12 protein-coding genes are annotated in these 15,172 nt (G+C 70.8%); 8 read left to right on the top strand and 4 right to left on the bottom strand.

Annotated features, from left to right (window positions below):
* Positions 1-124: 124 nt before the first annotated feature.
* Together AB8810_RS15815 and AB8810_RS15810 are read right to left on the bottom strand one after the other, a co-directional pair.
* Complete coding sequence (locus tag AB8810_RS15815) at positions 125-796, bottom strand: energy transducer TonB (protein ID WP_206228640.1); 672 nt, start codon at positions 794-796, stop codon at positions 125-127.
* A gap of 238 nt (positions 797-1,034) precedes the next feature.
* Positions 1,035-1,772, bottom strand: coding sequence for an SIMPL domain-containing protein (locus AB8810_RS15810; protein WP_179563784.1), 738 nt, complete (start codon positions 1,770-1,772; stop codon positions 1,035-1,037).
* Positions 1,773-1,904: 132 nt separating this feature from the next.
* Here AB8810_RS15810 and AB8810_RS15805 point away from each other — a divergent pair, with 132 nt between their 5' ends.
* The 4 genes from AB8810_RS15805 (at position 1,905) to tldD (ending at position 9,531) form a co-directional block, all read left to right on the top strand.
* A complete protein-coding gene (locus tag AB8810_RS15805) occupies positions 1,905-2,471 on the top strand; it encodes a Maf family nucleotide pyrophosphatase (protein WP_369914164.1) in 567 nt (188 codons plus the stop codon).
* Complete coding sequence (rng, locus tag AB8810_RS15800) at positions 2,471-3,961, top strand: ribonuclease G (protein ID WP_179563786.1); 1,491 nt, start codon at positions 2,471-2,473, stop codon at positions 3,959-3,961. The genes AB8810_RS15805 and rng overlap by 1 nt, the downstream gene beginning before the upstream one ends.
* A 169-nt stretch (positions 3,962-4,130) precedes the next feature.
* Positions 4,131-8,024 (top strand): YhdP family protein, encoded by a 3,894-nt coding sequence (locus tag AB8810_RS15795; RefSeq protein ID WP_369914163.1) that lies wholly within the window; start codon positions 4,131-4,133, stop codon positions 8,022-8,024.
* A gap of 64 nt (positions 8,025-8,088) precedes the next feature.
* Positions 8,089-9,531, top strand: a complete 1,443-nt coding sequence (tldD, locus tag AB8810_RS15790; RefSeq protein WP_179563788.1) for a metalloprotease TldD — start codon at positions 8,089-8,091, stop codon at positions 9,529-9,531.
* Between the two features lie 147 nt (positions 9,532-9,678).
* Here the strand turns inward: tldD and yjgA are convergent, their stop codons facing one another.
* Positions 9,679-10,272: a ribosome biogenesis factor YjgA gene (gene yjgA, locus AB8810_RS15785; RefSeq protein ID WP_179563789.1), complete on the bottom strand. Its 594-nt coding sequence runs from the start codon at positions 10,270-10,272 to the stop codon at positions 9,679-9,681.
* Positions 10,273-10,418: 146 nt separating this feature from the next.
* Here yjgA and pmbA point away from each other — a divergent pair, with 146 nt between their 5' ends.
* From pmbA to AB8810_RS15770, 3 genes are all read left to right on the top strand, one after another.
* Positions 10,419-11,783 (top strand): metalloprotease PmbA, encoded by a 1,365-nt coding sequence (gene pmbA, locus AB8810_RS15780; RefSeq protein WP_179563790.1) that lies wholly within the window; start codon positions 10,419-10,421, stop codon positions 11,781-11,783.
* Positions 11,784-11,838: 55 nt separating this feature from the next.
* On the top strand, positions 11,839-12,252 hold the full coding sequence (locus AB8810_RS15775; protein WP_369914162.1) for a DUF4870 domain-containing protein: 414 nt from the start codon (positions 11,839-11,841) through the stop codon (positions 12,250-12,252).
* A gap of 112 nt (positions 12,253-12,364) precedes the next feature.
* Positions 12,365-12,742 carry a DUF4870 domain-containing protein gene (locus AB8810_RS15770; protein ID WP_185813339.1) on the top strand — a complete coding sequence of 126 codons (378 nt, stop codon included), beginning with the start codon at positions 12,365-12,367 and terminating at the stop codon, positions 12,740-12,742.
* A gap of 47 nt (positions 12,743-12,789) precedes the next feature.
* On the opposite strand, the gene AB8810_RS15765 is transcribed toward AB8810_RS15770, so the two are convergent.
* Positions 12,790-13,869 carry a LysR family transcriptional regulator gene (locus tag AB8810_RS15765; RefSeq protein ID WP_369914161.1) on the bottom strand — a complete coding sequence of 360 codons (1,080 nt, stop codon included), beginning with the start codon at positions 13,867-13,869 and terminating at the stop codon, positions 12,790-12,792.
* Here AB8810_RS15765 and AB8810_RS15760 point away from each other — a divergent pair.
* On the top strand, positions 13,781-15,151 hold the full coding sequence (locus AB8810_RS15760) for an MFS transporter (RefSeq protein WP_369914160.1): 1,371 nt from the start codon (positions 13,781-13,783) through the stop codon (positions 15,149-15,151). The two genes, AB8810_RS15765 and AB8810_RS15760, sit on opposite strands and share 89 nt — an antisense overlap.
* Positions 15,152-15,172 lie beyond the last annotated feature (21 nt).

The raw sequence follows: 15,172 nt of genomic DNA, 5'->3' as shown, positions 1-15,172 counted from the left end.
AAGGGCGCCGACCTGTCCCGGTCGGACGCGTGCCATGTACTTGCAGGTATTGTGAAATTTCAGTGAAGCCTGGCGATGCAGCCGTCCCGCCGCGGGGTGTCGCAGCGGGACGGACGCAGCTACCTCAACGGCCCAGGGAAAAATCCACCGGCACCAGTCCATAAGCCTGAACCGGCACTCCTTGCTGCAGTGCGGCATGAAACTTCCAGCGCTTCAGCACCTGCTCGCGCGCGGCCTGGTCCAGGATCCGGTGGCCGCTGCTCTTGGCGATGCTGACCTCCAGCGGCTGGCCGTCGACGCCGACCAGCACGCGCAGCAACACGCTGCCCTGCAAGCCGTCGCGCAGCGCATCGCGCGGGTAGGGCGGGGCCGGCGCACGCAGGTACTGCAGCTGCATGCCGGCGACCGGTGCGCTGACCTGATCCGGCGGCACGCTCGGCTCGGCCGCGGTCGGGGCCGGATCGGCGGCCTCGGCCTGCATCGGCATCGGGCTGGCGTCGGCCAGCGGCGCCTGCACCGGGGTCGGTACCGGCACGGCGGTCGGCATCCGCGGCTGGGTCATCGGCCGCTTCTCGGGCTGCACCGTGGCTTGCGGCGGCGTTGGAGTGACCGGAACCACGATCGGTTGCTGCCAGATGGGTTGCGGCTTGGCCGGCTCCTGCGGCGGCGCCACGTGCGAGAGCGGGATCAGCAACAGCAGCATGGCCAACAGGTGCAGGCCGATCGCGGCGCTGAGCGCCAGGATCCGCGACAGGTCGATACCGAACGAGGGAGCGGGGAGTTGCGTGCGAACCATGATCCACCTCCATGATGAAGTGCGTCTTGTGGACTTGCGGTACGACCAAACGCGCCAGCGCGGCGGACGGGGTCGATGCGGCGCCCGCCCGCGCCTTCGACATTGCGCCTGTTGCCGTCGCCATGGCAAGCATCGCCGGCGGACCCGCACGCCAGCCCGGCGCCACGGCATCGCATGGGCGCAGAAACGACGACGGCGCCCGCAGGCGCCGTCGTCGGCAAGCTGGTGCGGGCGGGGCTTACTTGCCCAGTTCGAACACCACGTCCAGGTTGACCGACACGCTGCTTTCGCCGGTCGCCACCGGGGTGCTGTCCATCTCCGCCTTCATCGCCATCGTGCGCATCATCGGCATCGGGCGCACGCCGCCGCCGCTGCCTTCGGAGATGCTGACGATGCGGCGCACGCGCAGGCCCAGCGACTTGGCGTAGGTCTGCGCGCGGGACTGGGCCTTCTTCAGCGCATCGACCCGGGCCTGGTCGTACAGCGGTTCCGGATCATCAATCTCGAAGGTGGGGCCGTTGATCTGGTTGGCGCCCTGCGCGGCCAGCGCGTCCAGCACCTTGCCGAGCTTGGCGATGTCGCGCACTTTCAGGTTGACCGAATTGCTGGCCTGGTAGCCGAGGATCTGCGGCGCCTGGTTCTCGACGTACTTGTACTGCGGGCTGAGATTGATGCCGCTGGTCTGCACGTCCTTGTCGGCGATGCCGGCGGCGCGCACCGCGGCCAGCACCTTGGTCATCTGCTCGGCGTTCTGGCGCATCGCCGCGGCGCTGTCGCTGGCCTGGGTGACCACACCGGCCGACAGCGTGGCCACATCCGGCGCGTGCCTGGCCTCGGCCTGGGCGGCGATGTTGAGCAGGGTGCCGTCGGCGGGCACGGCGTAGCCCGGTGCGGCGGTTTGGGCATGGGCGGTCATCGTGCCTCCTAGGGCGAGGGTCAGGGCCAGCAGCAGCGGACGGATGGAGGGTGCACGCATTGGAGGTTCTCCTTGAAAGTGAGGCGAGGGTGTTGCCGCGACGATGAACGCGTCGTGATTCGGAGCGGGGTCGAGTGTGCGCCTCCGGAATTAGCGATCGTTCAGTCAGGCCCGCCGGGTTATCCTTCAGCCATGCTGTATCTCGCTTCCCGTTCCCCCCGCAGAAACGAACTGCTGACGCGCCTGGGCGTGCCGTTCCGGATCCTCGATCTGGAGGTGCCGGAGGTGCGCGCGGCCGACGAATCTGCGCAAGCCTATGTGCGCCGCGTGGCCTTGGACAAGGCCCGCGCCGGCATGGCGCAGCTGGCCGGTGCGGCCGGTGCGGTGGTGCTCGGCGCCGACACCGAGGTGGTGCTGGACGACCGCGTGTTCGGCAAGCCGGCCGACGCCGCCGACGCGGCGGCGATGCTGGCCGCGTTGTCCGCGCGCACCCACCAGGCGATCACCGCGGTGGCGCTGGTCGCCGCGGCGCGCGAGGACGTGCTGCTGGTGCCGACCCAGGTCAGCTTCGCGGCCTTGTCGGCGCAGGACATCGCCGACTACGTGGCCAGCGGCGAGCCGATGGGGCGCGCCGGCGCCTATGCGATCCAGGGCGGCGCCGAGCGCTTCGTCAGCCGCCTGGACGGCAGTTATTCCGGGGTGATGGGCCTGCCCCTGCACCAAACTTCCCAACTGCTGCGCGCCTTCGGAGTGCTTTGATGTCGCAAGAGATCCTGGTCAACGTCACACCGCGCGAGACCCGGGTGGCCGTCATCGAGAACGGCATGCTGCAGGAACTGCACATCGAGCGCGGCTGGCGCCGCGGGGTGGTGGGCAACATCTACAAGGGCCGGGTGCAGCGGGTCATGCCGGGCATGCAGGCGGCGTTCGTCGAGGTCGGGCTGGAGCGCGCGGCGTTCCTGCACGCCAACGACGTGGTGCGGCCGGCGCCGGTGGCCAACGGCGACACCGACGAGGCGCCGCCGCTGCCGGTGGCGGCGGGGGTGCCGATCGTGGAGCTGCTGCGCGACGGCCAGGACATCGTGGTGCAGGTGGTCAAGGACCCGATCGGCAGCAAGGGCGCGCGGCTGACCACGCAGATCAGCATTCCCTCGCGCTACCTGGTGCTGCTGCCGCAGTCGCGGGTGATCGGGGTGTCGGCGCGGATCGAGGACGAGGCCGAGCGGCTGCGCCTGAAGACCCTGGTCGCCGACCTGGCCGCCAGCCACGGCGGCTTCGGCTACATCATCCGCACCAATGCCGAGGGCCAGCCGGCCGAGGCGCTGGCCGAGGACATCGCCTATCTGTCGCGGGTCTGGAACGTGGTCGAGCGGCGCGGCCGCGACGGCGCCCCGGCCAGCATCATCTACGAAGACCTGAGCCTGCCGCTGCGCGCGGTGCGCGACCTGATCCGCAAGGACGTGGAGAAGGTCAAGGTCGATTCGCACGAGACCTTCGAACGGCTGCAGGCGTTCGTCGCCAAGTACATGCCGATCCTGGCCGAGCGCCTGGAGCTGTACACCGGCGACCGCCCGATCTTCGATCTGTACGGCGTCGAGGACGAGATCGCGCGCGCGCTCGACAAGCAGGTCCCGCTGAAGTCCGGCGGCTACCTGGTGATCGACCAGACCGAGGCGATGACCACCATCGACGTCAACACCGGCTCGTTCCTGGGCCAGCGCAACCTCGAGGAAACGGTGTTCCGCACCAACCTGGAGGCGGCGCAGGCGGTGGCGCGGCAGCTGCGGCTGCGCAACCTGGGCGGCATCATCATCATCGACTTCATCGACATGGACGACGCCGAGCACCGCCGCCAGGTGCTGCGCACGCTGGAGAAGGCCTTGTCGCGCGACCACGCCAAGACCACGGTGTACGAATTCTCGCCGCTGGGCCTGGTCGAGATGACCCGCAAGCGCACCGTCGAGAGCCTGGAGCGGCAGCTGTCCGAGCCGTGCCCGGAATGCAGCGGGCGCGGTTCGATCAAGACCGCCGAAACCGTGACCTACGAGATCTTCCGCGAGATCACCCGCGCGGTGCGCCAGTTCGACGCCGCGCGGCTGCTGGTGATCGCCTCGAGCAAGGTGGTGGCGCGGATCACCGACGAGGAATCCTCGGCGGTGGCCGAGCTGGAGGAATTCCTCGGCAAGAGCATCCGTTTCCAGGCCGACGAGCAATACCTGCAGGAGCAGTTCGACGTGGTGTTGTTGTGAGGCTGGGAGTGGGGAATCGGGAATGGGGAATGGGGCAAGAGCGTGATGTCGGCCCCGATGCATCCTGTTTTCGATCCACGAAGTCGTTTGCGGCATTGCACGCAGCAGTGAGTTGCCGGCGTCCTGCCCTTCCCATTCCCGATTCCCGATTCCCCACTCCCGGCCTCTGATGCCTACCCCCCTGCGCCGCCGCCTGCGCCTGGCCCGCCGTTTCGCGTTCTACGCGGTGGCGATCGGGCTGGTGTGCGTGGCGCTGGTGGTGGGGGCGCTGAGCCAGGCATTGCCGTTCGTGGAGCGGCATCCGCAGCGGATCCAGGCCTGGCTCAGCGAGCGCGCCGGGCGCCCGATCCAGTTCGACCGGGTCGAGACCGCGTGGACCCGGCGCGGTCCGCTGCTGCGCCTGGATGGCTTGCGCGTGGGCGCCGGCGATGGCGTGCGCGTCGGCCAGGCCGAGGTGCTGGTGTCGATGTACGCCGGCCTGTTGCCGGGCCGCTCGTTCACCGAGCTGCGCCTGCGCGGACTGGCGCTGACCCTGCTGCGTGGCGCCGACGGCACCTGGTCGGTGCAGGGCCTGCCGACCACCGGGCAGGGCGGCGATCCGCTGGACGCGCTGCAGGGCCTGGGCGAGCTGCAGGTCATCGACGGCCGGCTGGCGGTGCATGCGCCGGAACTGGGCGTGGAGGCGACGTTGCCGAAGATCGACCTGCGCCTGCGTGTGGACGGCGACCGCCTGCGCGTCGGTGCGCAGGGCTGGATCGATCCCAGGCAGGCGCCGCTGACCGCGGTGCTGGACATGGACCGCCGGCGCGGCAACGGCCAGGCCTATGTGGCCGCGCGCCCGGCCGAACTGGCCGGTTGGTCGGGGCTGCTGCAGGCCGGCGGCATCCGCGTCGACGGCGGCACCGGCCAGGTGCAGGGCTGGGCGCAGTTGCAGCGGCATCGGATCGTCGGGGTCAGCGTCGAGGCCACGCTGCGCGACCTGCGCCTGAGCGGCGCGGCGCCGGTCGCCGGCGCAGCACGGCTGCAGACCGCGTTCACCACGCTGCGCGCCACCGCGCGCTGGCGGCAGATCGACGGCGGCTGGCGGCTGGATGCGCCGCAGTTGCAGATCGGCCAGGCGGGCCAGCCGATGCAGCGCCTGGACGGGCTGACCGTGGCCGGCGGGCGCCGCTTCGCGCTGCTCGGCGAACACCTGGACCTGGCGCCGCTGTTGGCGGTGGCCGCGCTCAGCGACGGCCTGTCGCCGTCCCTGCGCGCCTGGCTGCACGCGGCGCGGCCGCGGCTGCAGCTGACCCAGGTGGCGCTGACCGGCCGCGCCGGCGGGCCGCTGTACGGCCAGGGCCGGCTGGGCGCGCTGGCGTTCGCGCCGGTCGGGCAATCGCCCGGCGTCAGCGGCCTGCGCGGACGCTTCGAGGGCGACGCGCAGGGCGGCGAGCTGGTGCTGGATGCCGCCAGCCCGGTGCGTTTCGACTGGCCCACCGGGTTCGGTGTGCCCCACGACGTGCAACTGGCCGGGCGCATCGTGGTGTTCCGCGACGGCGAGGACCTGCGCGTGGCGACGCCCGCGCTGCGCGTGCAGGGCACCGACTACGGCGCCGACTTCCGCGGCGGGCTGCGCTTCCAGGCCGACGGCTCGCGGCCGTGGATCGACGTGGCCGCCGAGCTGCAGGACGCGCCGGTGGTGGCGGCGAAGAAATTCTGGGTGCACTCGAAGATGAGCAAGGCGGCCACCGACTGGCTGGACGCCGCGCTGCAGGGCGGGCGCCTGCGCGGCGGCCGCGCGCTGGTGTCCGGCGACCTGGACCAGTGGCCGTTCGTCGACCACAACGGCCGCTTCGAGGCCAGTGCACGGCTGGACGACGGCAAGGTCCGCTTCCAGCGCGAATGGCCGGCGGTGGAGAAGGTGGACGCCGATGTCGTGTTCATCGGCAATGGCTTCCAGGTCCAGGGCCGCGGCGAGATGGGCGGGGTGCCGGTGGAACGGCTGTCGGCGACCTTGCCGGACTACAAAGAGGGCCAGCTCAGCGTGCTGGCCAGCAGCCGCGCCGAAACCGGGCAGCTGCTGGCGATGCTGCGCCAGAGTCCGCTGCGCAAGCGCTATGGCGACACCCTCGACGCGCTCAGCGCCTCCGGCCCGGCCGACGTCAGTTTCGACCTGCTGCAGCCGTTGCGCCGCGACGTGGGCGTGCATCATCTGCGCGGCAAGGTCGAGCTGCTCGGCGCGCACATCGCCGACCGCCGCTGGGATGTGGCCTTCGACGACATGCGCGGCAGTGCCGACTATCGCGATACCGGCTTCGAAGCGCCCAGACTGGCGGTGCAGTACGCGGGCCATGCCGGCGAACTGGCGCTGCGCGCCGGCGATGGCGTGAGCGATCCGCAGCAGGCCTTCGAGGCGGCGCTGAGCGCCTCGGTGGACGCCGACGAACTGCTCGACCGGGCGCCGGAAATGGCCTGGCTCAAGCCGTTCGTGCAGGGCCGCTCGCGCTGGAACATCGGTGTCGGCCTGCCCAAGACCGCCGATGGCGGGGTGCAGCCGCCGAGCCGTCTGCAGTTGCATTCGGATCTGGTCGGCACCCAGCTGTTGCTGCCGGCGCCGATGGACAAGGGCGTGACCGCGCCGCTGGCGACCTCGGTCAACGTGCCACTGCCGGTCGGCAGCGGGCGCATCGAGGTGGCCTTCGGCAAGCTGATGGCGCTGGTCGCGCGCAGCCAGAACGGCAAGACCGGGGTCAAGGTGGTGATGGGCAGCGACCACGTGGCCGAGGATCCGCCCAGCAGCGGCCTGACCGTGAGCGGCCGCACCGCCTCGTTGAACGCGATCGACTGGATCGGCCTGGTCAGCGGCCCGGATCCGAACAAGTCGGCCACGCCGGGCGCCGAAGACCCGATGCCGCTGCGCCAGATCGACGTGCTGGCCGACCACCTGCTGCTGCTCGGCGGCGTGTTCGACAACACCCGGCTGCGGCTGCAGCCGCAGGCCGACACGGTGGCGGTGCATCTGGACGGACCGGCGTTGGCCGGGGAACTCAGCGTGCCGAGCAAGGAGGGCGGGGTGCTCGGCGGCCGTCTGGCGCGGGTGCACTGGCGCGCCGCGCCGGCGGCGAGCGCGCCTGCGGCCGCGGCCGCGGCGCCGGCCGACGCGACATCCGATCCCACCCCCGCGGCCGCGGCTGCGGCGGTGCGGCCGCTGACCGAGGCGATCGATCCGGCCTCGATCCCGGCGCTGGCGCTGGACGTGGACGACCTGCGTTTCGGCGCGATGAACCTCGGTGCCGCCTCGCTGCGCACCCGCAAGCTGAGCGACGGCATGCAGGTGGACCAGCTGCACCTGCGCTCGGACAAGCAGAAGATCGACATCAGCGGCGACTGGCGCGGCAAGGGCGCCACCGCGCGCACCCAGCTCAGCGCCAGCGTGGACAGCCAGGACCTGGGCGAACTGATGCAGAGCCTGGACTTCGGCGGCCAGGTGCGCGGTGGCGAAGGCACGCTGACCCTGCGCGCCGCCTGGCCCGGCGATCCGGCCGGGTTCCAGCTGGCCACGCTGCAGGGCCAGCTCGACGTGGCCGCGCGCAATGGCCAGCTGCTGGAACTGAACCCCGGCGCCGGGCGCGTGCTCGGCCTGCTCAGCGTGGCGCAGCTGCCGCGCCGGCTGATGTTCGATTTCCGCGATTTCTTCTCCAAGGGCTTCGCCTTCAACCGCATCGACGGCCAGGTCCAGTTCGGCGACGGCGTCGCGCGCAGCGAATCGATGCTGATCGACGGTCCGGCCGCGGAGATCAAGGTGCGCGGGCAGGCCGACCTGCGCGCGCAGCAGTTCGACCAGACCATCGACGTCAATCCCAAATCCGGCAACCTGCTGACCGTGGTCGGCGCGGTCGCCGGCGGCCCGGTCGGCGCGGCGGTCGGCGCCGCCGCCAACGCGGTGCTGGGCAAGCCGCTGGGCGCGATCGGCGCGCGCACCTACCGCGTCACCGGCCCGTGGAAGGATCCCAAGGTGGAGGTGATCGAGCGCGAATCGGCGCGTCCGCCGGCACCGCCTGCGGCGTCCAGAAGTCCCTGAATCGGCGCCCGCGCCGCACCGCCGGCGCTTGCGCTGAGCGTCCCCGTCCCCCATGTTGAGCCCCATGACCGAAAACGCCCTCAGCCTCGCCGAAACCCGCCTGTTGCTTCCCGCCGGCCTCGATGCCACCAGCCTGGAGCGCGCCTTCGGCACGCTGCTCGGCCCCGGCATCGACTTCGGCGACCTGTATTTCCAGCATTCGCGGCGCGAGAGCTGGAGCGTGGAGGACGGCATCGTCAAGGACGGCGCCCATTCCATCGAGCAGGGCGTGGGCGTACGCGCGATTTCCGGCGAAAAGACCGGTTTCGCCTATTCCGACGACATCCACCGCGACGCGCTGCTGGCCGCGGCGCAGTCGGCGCGGGCGATTTCCCGCGACGGCGGCGCGCAGCCGGCGCAGTCGCTGCTGCGCGGCAACGGGCGCGCGCTGTATCCGGCGCTGGACCCGGTGGACGGCATGGGCAACGACCTCAAGGTCGAGATGCTGCGGCGCCTGGACCAGTTCCTGCGCGCCGCCGACCCGCGCGTGCAGCAGGTGATGGTCGGCCTGTCCGGCGGCGTGGACACGGTGCTGGTGGCACGCAGCGACGGCGTGCTCGCCGCCGACGTGCGCCCGCTGGTGCGGCTCAACGTGCAGGTGATCGTCGAGCAGGACGGGCGCCGCGAGTCCGGCTATGCCGGCGGCGGCGGCCGCTACGGTTACGAAGTGCTGTTCGCCGACGGCCGCCCCGAAGCCTTCGCCAAGGAAGCGCTGCGCCAGGCGCTGGTCAACCTGGAGGCGGTGCCGGCGCCGGCCGGGGTGATGCCGGTGGTGCTGGGTCCCGGCTGGCCCGGCGTGCTGCTGCACGAAGCGGTCGGCCATGGCCTGGAAGGCGACTTCGCGCGCAAGGGCACAAGCGTCTATGCCGGGCGCATCGGCCAGCGCGTGGCCTCGCCGGGCGTGACCATCGTCGACGACGGCACCCTCGACGGCCGCCGCGGCTCGCTGAACGTGGACGACGAAGGCACGCCGACCAACTGCACCACGCTGATCGAAGACGGCGTGCTGGTGGGCTACATGCAGGATTCGCTGAACGCGCGGCTGATGGGCGTGGCGCCGACCGGCAACGGCCGCCGCGAATCGTTCGCGCACCTGCCGATGCCGCGCATGACCAACACCTACATGCTGGCCGGCCAGCACGATCCGGAAGAAATGATCCGCTCGGTGAAGAAGGGCCTGTACGCGGTCAATTTCGGCGGCGGCCAGGTCGACATCACCAGCGGCAAGTACGTGTTCTCGGCGACCGAGGCCTACCTGATCGAGGACGGCAAGGTCACCGCGCCGGTGAAGGGCGCCACCCTGATCGGCAACGGCCCGGAGACGATGCAGAAGGTGCGCATGATCGGCCACGACCTGGCGCTGGACGAAGGCGTGGGCGTGTGCGGCAAGGACGGGCAGAGCGTGCCGGTCGGCGTCGGCCAGCCGTCGCTGCTGATCGACGGGCTGACCGTGGGCGGGACGGCGTAGGAGCCGGGAGTGGGGATTCGGGATTCGGGATTCGGTACAGCCGCGCGCGGTGGCTGTGGCGATGCCGATGCGTTTGGTCGGCGTCGCCGCCCCGCGTGCCGAAGCGGTCGCGGGTGCGCAACCGTGCGGGGCCGGCGCCGCCGCGGCTCAGTCGCGCGCGTCGTCCTCGAACGCGTCGTCGTCTACTTCCTCGAGTCCCGAGTCGCCGGTCCCGAGTCCCGCACCCTCCAATACCAACTCGCGCAACTCCCGGAACAACTCCCGGTAGGCGTGCGGCGGCTTGTTCTTCAGTCGCTCTTCCTTGGCGTTGCGGATCAGCTGGCGCAGGCGCTGGCGGTCGGCCTCGGGGTAGTCGCCCAGCAGTTCGGACAGCGCGCTGTCGCCGTCGGCGAGCAGGCGCGCGCGCCAGTCCTCGACGCGGTGGATCGCCGCCACTTCGCGGCGCGCGCCGTCGCTGTTGGCGTCCATCGCCTCGCGGATCGCGTCCAGGGTGGCGTCGTCCTCGCGGCGCATCTGCTTGGCCAGGAACGCCAGCTGCCGCTTGTGCGCGATGTGCGAGGTGATGCGCTTGCTTTCCTCGATATGCGGGATCAGCGACTCGGGCACCGGCAGCTTGGCCAGCTGCGCCGGGGTCAGCGCCACCAGCTTCTCGCCCAGGGTCAGCACTTCCAGCGCCGCGCGGCGCTGCTGGCTGCGGCTGTCGCCGCGGAATTCACCGGTGTCTTCGTCGCGTCCGCGCATCGTCGTACTACTCGATCAGTCTGAAACATCAAATTAGAAAGTCCGGCCATGGATGGCCGGGCTGTTGCGAAGGAATCGCACAATTCCAAGTCCGGCCATGGATGGACGGGCTCTTGCGAAGGGACTCGCACAACAAGGATAAAGCATTGAACGCGATCACTTCCGAACTGCGCCGCGACGACAGCCTGGAACGCCTGGAGCGCCTGTCCGGCATCGCCGAGCGGCTGCTGGCGCGGGCGCGCGAGCTGGGCGCCAGCCAGGCCGAGGTCAGCTGCAGCGAAGACCGCGGGCTGGACGTCAACGTGCGCCTGGGCGCGGTGGAAACGGTCGAGGCCACCCGCGATCGCGGCATCGGCGTCACCGTCTACTTCGGCCAGCGCAAGGGCAGCGCCAGCACCGCCGACCTGCACGAGTCCAGCCTCGAGGCGACCGTCGCCCAGGCCTGCGCGATCGCCCGCTATACCGAGGACGACGTCGCCTCCGGGCTGGCCGACGCGGCGCTGATGGCGCGCGACATGCCCGAGCTGGACCGCTGGCATCCGTGGGCGCTGGAGGCCGAGGAGGCGATCGAGCTGGCGCTGGCCTGCGAGGCCGCCGGGCGCGAGGCCGACCCGCGGGTGGCCAATTCCGACGGCGCCTCGGCCGGCAGCAGCGAGAGCCTGTCGGTGTACGCCAACTCGCACGGCTTCGTCGGCCGCGAGCGCAGCACCCACCATTCGATCGGTTGCGCGCTGATCGCCGGCCACGGCGACGGCATGCAGCGCGACCATTGGTACAGCAGCGCGTTGGCGCGCGAGGATCTCGAACAGCCGGCGGCGATCGGCCGCCGCGCCGCCGAGCGCACCGTGGCCCGGCTGCAGCCGCGCTCGCTGCCGACCGGTGAGCTGCCGGTGCTGTTCGCGCCGGAGATGGCGCGCTCGCTGGTCGGGCATCTGCTCGGTGCGGTGTCCGGCGGCGCGCTGTACCGCCGCGCCAGCTTCCTGCTCGACAGCGTCGGCAGCCGCCTGTTCCCGGAGTGGTTCGCGATCGACGAACTGCCGCACCTGCGCCGCGGCATGCGCTCGGCGACCTTCGACGGCGAGGGCGTGGCCACCCGTGCCGCGCCGCTGGTTGCCGGCGGGGTGCTGCAGCGCTACGTGCTGGGCAGCTACTCGGCGCGCAAGCTCGGCCTGCAGACCACCGCCAACGCCGGCGGCGTGCACAACCTGCAGGTGGCGGCGAACGCGGACGATCTGGCCACGATCGCCGCCGGCATCCCGCGCGGCCTGCTGGTCACCGAGCTGATGGGCAACGGCGTCAACCCGGTCACCGGCGACTATTCGCGCGGCGCCGGCGGCTTCTGGATCGAGAACGGCGCCATCGCCTACCCGGTGGACGAGGTGACCATCGCCGGCAACCTGCGCGAGATGTTCCAGCGCATCGAAGCGGTCGGCCGCGACATCGACGTGCGTTCGCACGTGCACATCGGCGCGGTGCTGGTCGGCAAGATGACGGTGGCCGGCAACGACTGAGGCCGTCGCTCCCCGGTCCGGACCGAAACTGGGCGAACGCGACCACCGCACAGGCATGCGCGCCGGGGCGCCGGATCCGACCGCATCGGCGCCGCAGCGCGCAGTGGCGGTGGCCGCGCATCTGTCGATGTGGCTGGTCGCGTTCGTCGCGGCGAACGGGCATCTGGTCTACATGCTGTACGCGCTGCTGTGCCTGTGGGTGCCGCCTGGCCGCCTGTGGCTGGCGACCAGGCGCCGCCGGCCCTTCGCTGCCGCGCATTGCGCGCAGGCGCTGGCCCTCGGCGCCTGCCTGTCGCTCCTGTGCGCGCTGCTGGCGCCGGCGTTGCTGGTCGTCGTTGCGGGGCTGCTTGCGCTGCCGCTGCTGATGCTGGTTATGTTGGCCAGCATGGGGTCTGGCCTGGCCGCCACCGTTGCGGCCGTGTGCGGCCGCCGCTACCGCCATCCCTTGCTGCCCTGGGGTGGCGATTGAGCAGGCGCCGCCCCGGCGCGGGGGGCCGGATCACTTGACAGGCTCGCGCGGGCCACCGAGAGTGGCGCGCGAAGCGCCTTGCCCACTCACCACCATAAGGAAAGGAATACCGATGAGCGAATTCGACAACGTGACCGCACCGCCGCCGCCGCCGGCTGCTGCCGGTCCGCAGGAAGACCGCACGGTCGCCTTGATCACCCATCTGTCGGGCATCATCGCCGGCTTCATCGTGCCGCTGATCATCTGGCTGATCAACAAGGACAACCCGGCCAAGTCGTTCCTCAACGATCAGGCCAAGGAAGCGCTGAACTTCCAGATCACCGTCGCCATCGCCTACGTGATCTGCGTGGTGCTCAGCGTCATCGTGATCGGCGGGCTGCTGATGCCGGTGGTGTGGGTGGTGAACCTGGTGTTCTGCATCCTGGCCGGGATCAAGGCCAACGAAGGCGTGGCCTACCGCTACCCGTTCGCGCTGCGCCTGATCAAGTAAGCGCGCGGTCCGGTTCGCAAAAAGGCCCGGCATTCGCCGGGCCTTTTTTATTTCGGCCGCTCGGCAACCGGCGGTTCAAGGCCAAGTCCCGGTGTCGCTGCGACAGCCGCGGCCACGAAGTCCATCACCGCACGCACCGGCGCAGATCGGCGCAGGTCGCGGTGCACGACCAGCCAGATATCGCGCGAGAACATGTTTCCCGCGTGTTCCAGTCGCTGCATCGCGGGGTCTGCGTCGCCCAGGAAGCACGGCAGGCCGGCGACGCCGGCCCCGGCCCGCGCCGCGGCCAGATGACTGCCGATGTCGCTGAGTTCGCAGCCCACCGTCCGCTTGCCGGCGATGTCCAGCAGCCACTGTTGCTGCGGCATGTCGGCGAATTGCGCGTCGTAGGCGATGAAGGTCCAGTCCTCGGGGTGGTGCGCCGCCGCGTAGTCGCGGCTCGCGTACAGCGCGAACGGCATCTGCGCGAGCCTGCGCACGACGCTGCTGGCTTCGGTGGGGCGTACCAGCCGCAGGGCGACGTCGGCTTCGCGCCGGCTGAGCGAGACCTGCTGCGCCTGCGCCAGCACCGACAGGCGGATGCCGGGGTAGTCGCTGCGGAAATCGGGCAGCCGCTGTGCCAGCAGGTGCGTCACCAAGACCGGCGGCGCGCTGAGCGTCACCGTTCCACTCAGCGGCGTGTGGTCGGCACGGACCAGGCGTTCCGCGGCGAACGCGGCCGCTTCCATCGTTTTGGCGTGTTCGTAGAGATGCGCGCCCATGGCGGTCAGACGACAGCAACGCGGCAGGCGCTCGACCAGCGCAGCCTGCAGCTCGGCTTCCAGCGCGGTCAGCCGGCGGCTGACCGTGGCATGGTCCACCTGCAGGGCGCGGGCCGCGCCGGACAAGGTGCCGGCACGCGCGACCGCCAGGAAATGACGAAAGTTCTCCCAATCGAACATTTGTGCGTTTTCTCCAGGCTGGCTGGCGATTTTAGGGAATTTGCGCGGATATGGGCGGCGCCTAGCATGCAGCGTCATCGCATTTCGGACGCATTCCATGGCTTCGCCTTCTCCCTCCGCGCGCGGCACCTTGCTGGCGGCCGCGCTCGGCTTCGTGGTCGTGCTGCTCGATGTCAGCGTGGTCAACGTGGCGCTGGACGCCTTGCGCCAGCGCTTCGCCACCGACGTGGCCGGCCTGCAATGGGTCATCAACGCCTATACGCTGGTGTTCGCCGCCCTGCTGCTGAGCAGCGGCGCGCTCGGCGACCGCTACGGCGCGCGGCGGATCTTCCTGCTCGGCTTCGCGGTGTTCACCCTGGCATCGGCCGCGTGCGGCCTGGCCGGCAGCCTGCCGCTGTTGATCGCCGCACGCTTGGTGCAGGGCCTGGGCGCGGCGCTGCTGGTGCCCAATTCGCTGTCCATGCTGCAACAGGCATTCCCGGACCGCGAGCGGCGCAGCCGCGCGGTGGGCTGGTGGGGCGCCTGCGGCGGCATCTCGCTGGCGGCCGGGCCGGTGCTGGGCGGAGTGCTGGTGACCCACCTGAGCTGGCGCAGCATTTTCCTGCTCAACCTGCCCATCGGCGCGATCGGGATCTGCCTGACGCTGCGCCATGTCGCCGCGCATGGCGGCAGTCATCGGCGCAGCCTGGACTGGGGCGGGCAGGCGACGGCCATCGTGGCGTTGGCGGCGATGACCATGGCCTTGACCGAAGCCGGCCCGCTCGGCTGGAGCCATGGGCTGGTCCTCGGCATGCTGTTGCTGGCGGTCGCGGCGGCGCTGGGGTTCGTCTGGATCGAGGCGCACAGCGCCGCGCCGATGTTGCCGTTGCCGCTGTTGCGGATTCCGACCTTCGCCGTGGCCTCGGTCGCCGGCGTGGTGGTGAACTTCGCCTATTACGGGTTGATTTTCGTGTTCAGCCTGTTCTTCCAGATCCAGCAGCAGCTCTCGCCGCAACTGGCGGGGGTTGCCTTCCTGCCGATGACGCTGGTGCTGATGGCGGTCAATGTGCTGGCCGGCCGCCTGATCACCCGCATGGGCAGCCGGCGCTTGATGGTCGCGGGGTTGCTGCTGGCGGCGCTGGGCTACGCGCTGCTGCTGCCGGTCAGCATCGATGGCAGCTATTGGCGCTTGGTGGGGCCGATGCTGCTGGCGGCCAGCGGCATCGCGCTGATGGTGCCGACCATGACCAACGCGACGCTGTCGTCGGTGGACGCGTCGCGTGCGGGGATCGCCTCCGGCGTGCTCAATTCCGCACGGCAGGTGGGCGGCATGCTCGGCGTGGCCATCTTCGGCTACCTGATCCGGGATACCGCGGCCGCGGCCTTCATGCGCGGCATGCATCTGTCGATCGGCATTTGCGTGGCGTTGCTGCTGTGCGGGAGCGTGCTGTGCTGGTTCGGCATCCGTCCGGAGCGTCCGACCGTGTGACCGGGTCTGTGGTGCCGCCTC

This window comes from Xanthomonas sp. NCPPB 3005 (assembly GCF_041228095.2).
GTDB lineage: Bacteria > Pseudomonadota > Gammaproteobacteria > Xanthomonadales > Xanthomonadaceae > Xanthomonas_A > Xanthomonas_A bonasiae.
The sequence above is the reverse complement of the archived record's forward strand: the minus strand, read 5'-3'. Positions and strand labels throughout refer to the sequence as shown.

What these genes read in the sequence shown, in the direction of transcription:
- AB8810_RS15770 (WP_185813339.1), top strand. Translation starts at nt 12,365, where the DNA reads ATGAGCGAATTCGACAACGTGACCGCACCGCCGCCGCCGCCGGCTGCT.
- AB8810_RS15815 (WP_206228640.1), bottom strand. Translation starts at nt 796, where the DNA reads ATGGTTCGCACGCAACTCCCCGCTCCCTCGTTCGGTATCGACCTGTCG.
- AB8810_RS15760 (WP_369914160.1), top strand. Translation starts at nt 13,781, where the DNA reads ATGGCTTCGCCTTCTCCCTCCGCGCGCGGCACCTTGCTGGCGGCCGCG.
- yjgA (WP_179563789.1), bottom strand. Translation starts at nt 10,272, where the DNA reads ATGCGCGGACGCGACGAAGACACCGGTGAATTCCGCGGCGACAGCCGC.
- AB8810_RS15775 (WP_369914162.1), top strand. Translation starts at nt 11,839, where the DNA reads ATGCGCGCCGGGGCGCCGGATCCGACCGCATCGGCGCCGCAGCGCGCA.
- tldD (WP_179563788.1), top strand. Translation starts at nt 8,089, where the DNA reads ATGACCGAAAACGCCCTCAGCCTCGCCGAAACCCGCCTGTTGCTTCCC.
- rng (WP_179563786.1), top strand. Translation starts at nt 2,471, where the DNA reads ATGTCGCAAGAGATCCTGGTCAACGTCACACCGCGCGAGACCCGGGTG.
- AB8810_RS15810 (WP_179563784.1), bottom strand. Translation starts at nt 1,772, where the DNA reads ATGCGTGCACCCTCCATCCGTCCGCTGCTGCTGGCCCTGACCCTCGCC.
- AB8810_RS15805 (WP_369914164.1), top strand. Translation starts at nt 1,905, where the DNA reads ATGCTGTATCTCGCTTCCCGTTCCCCCCGCAGAAACGAACTGCTGACG.
- AB8810_RS15795 (WP_369914163.1), top strand. Translation starts at nt 4,131, where the DNA reads ATGCCTACCCCCCTGCGCCGCCGCCTGCGCCTGGCCCGCCGTTTCGCG.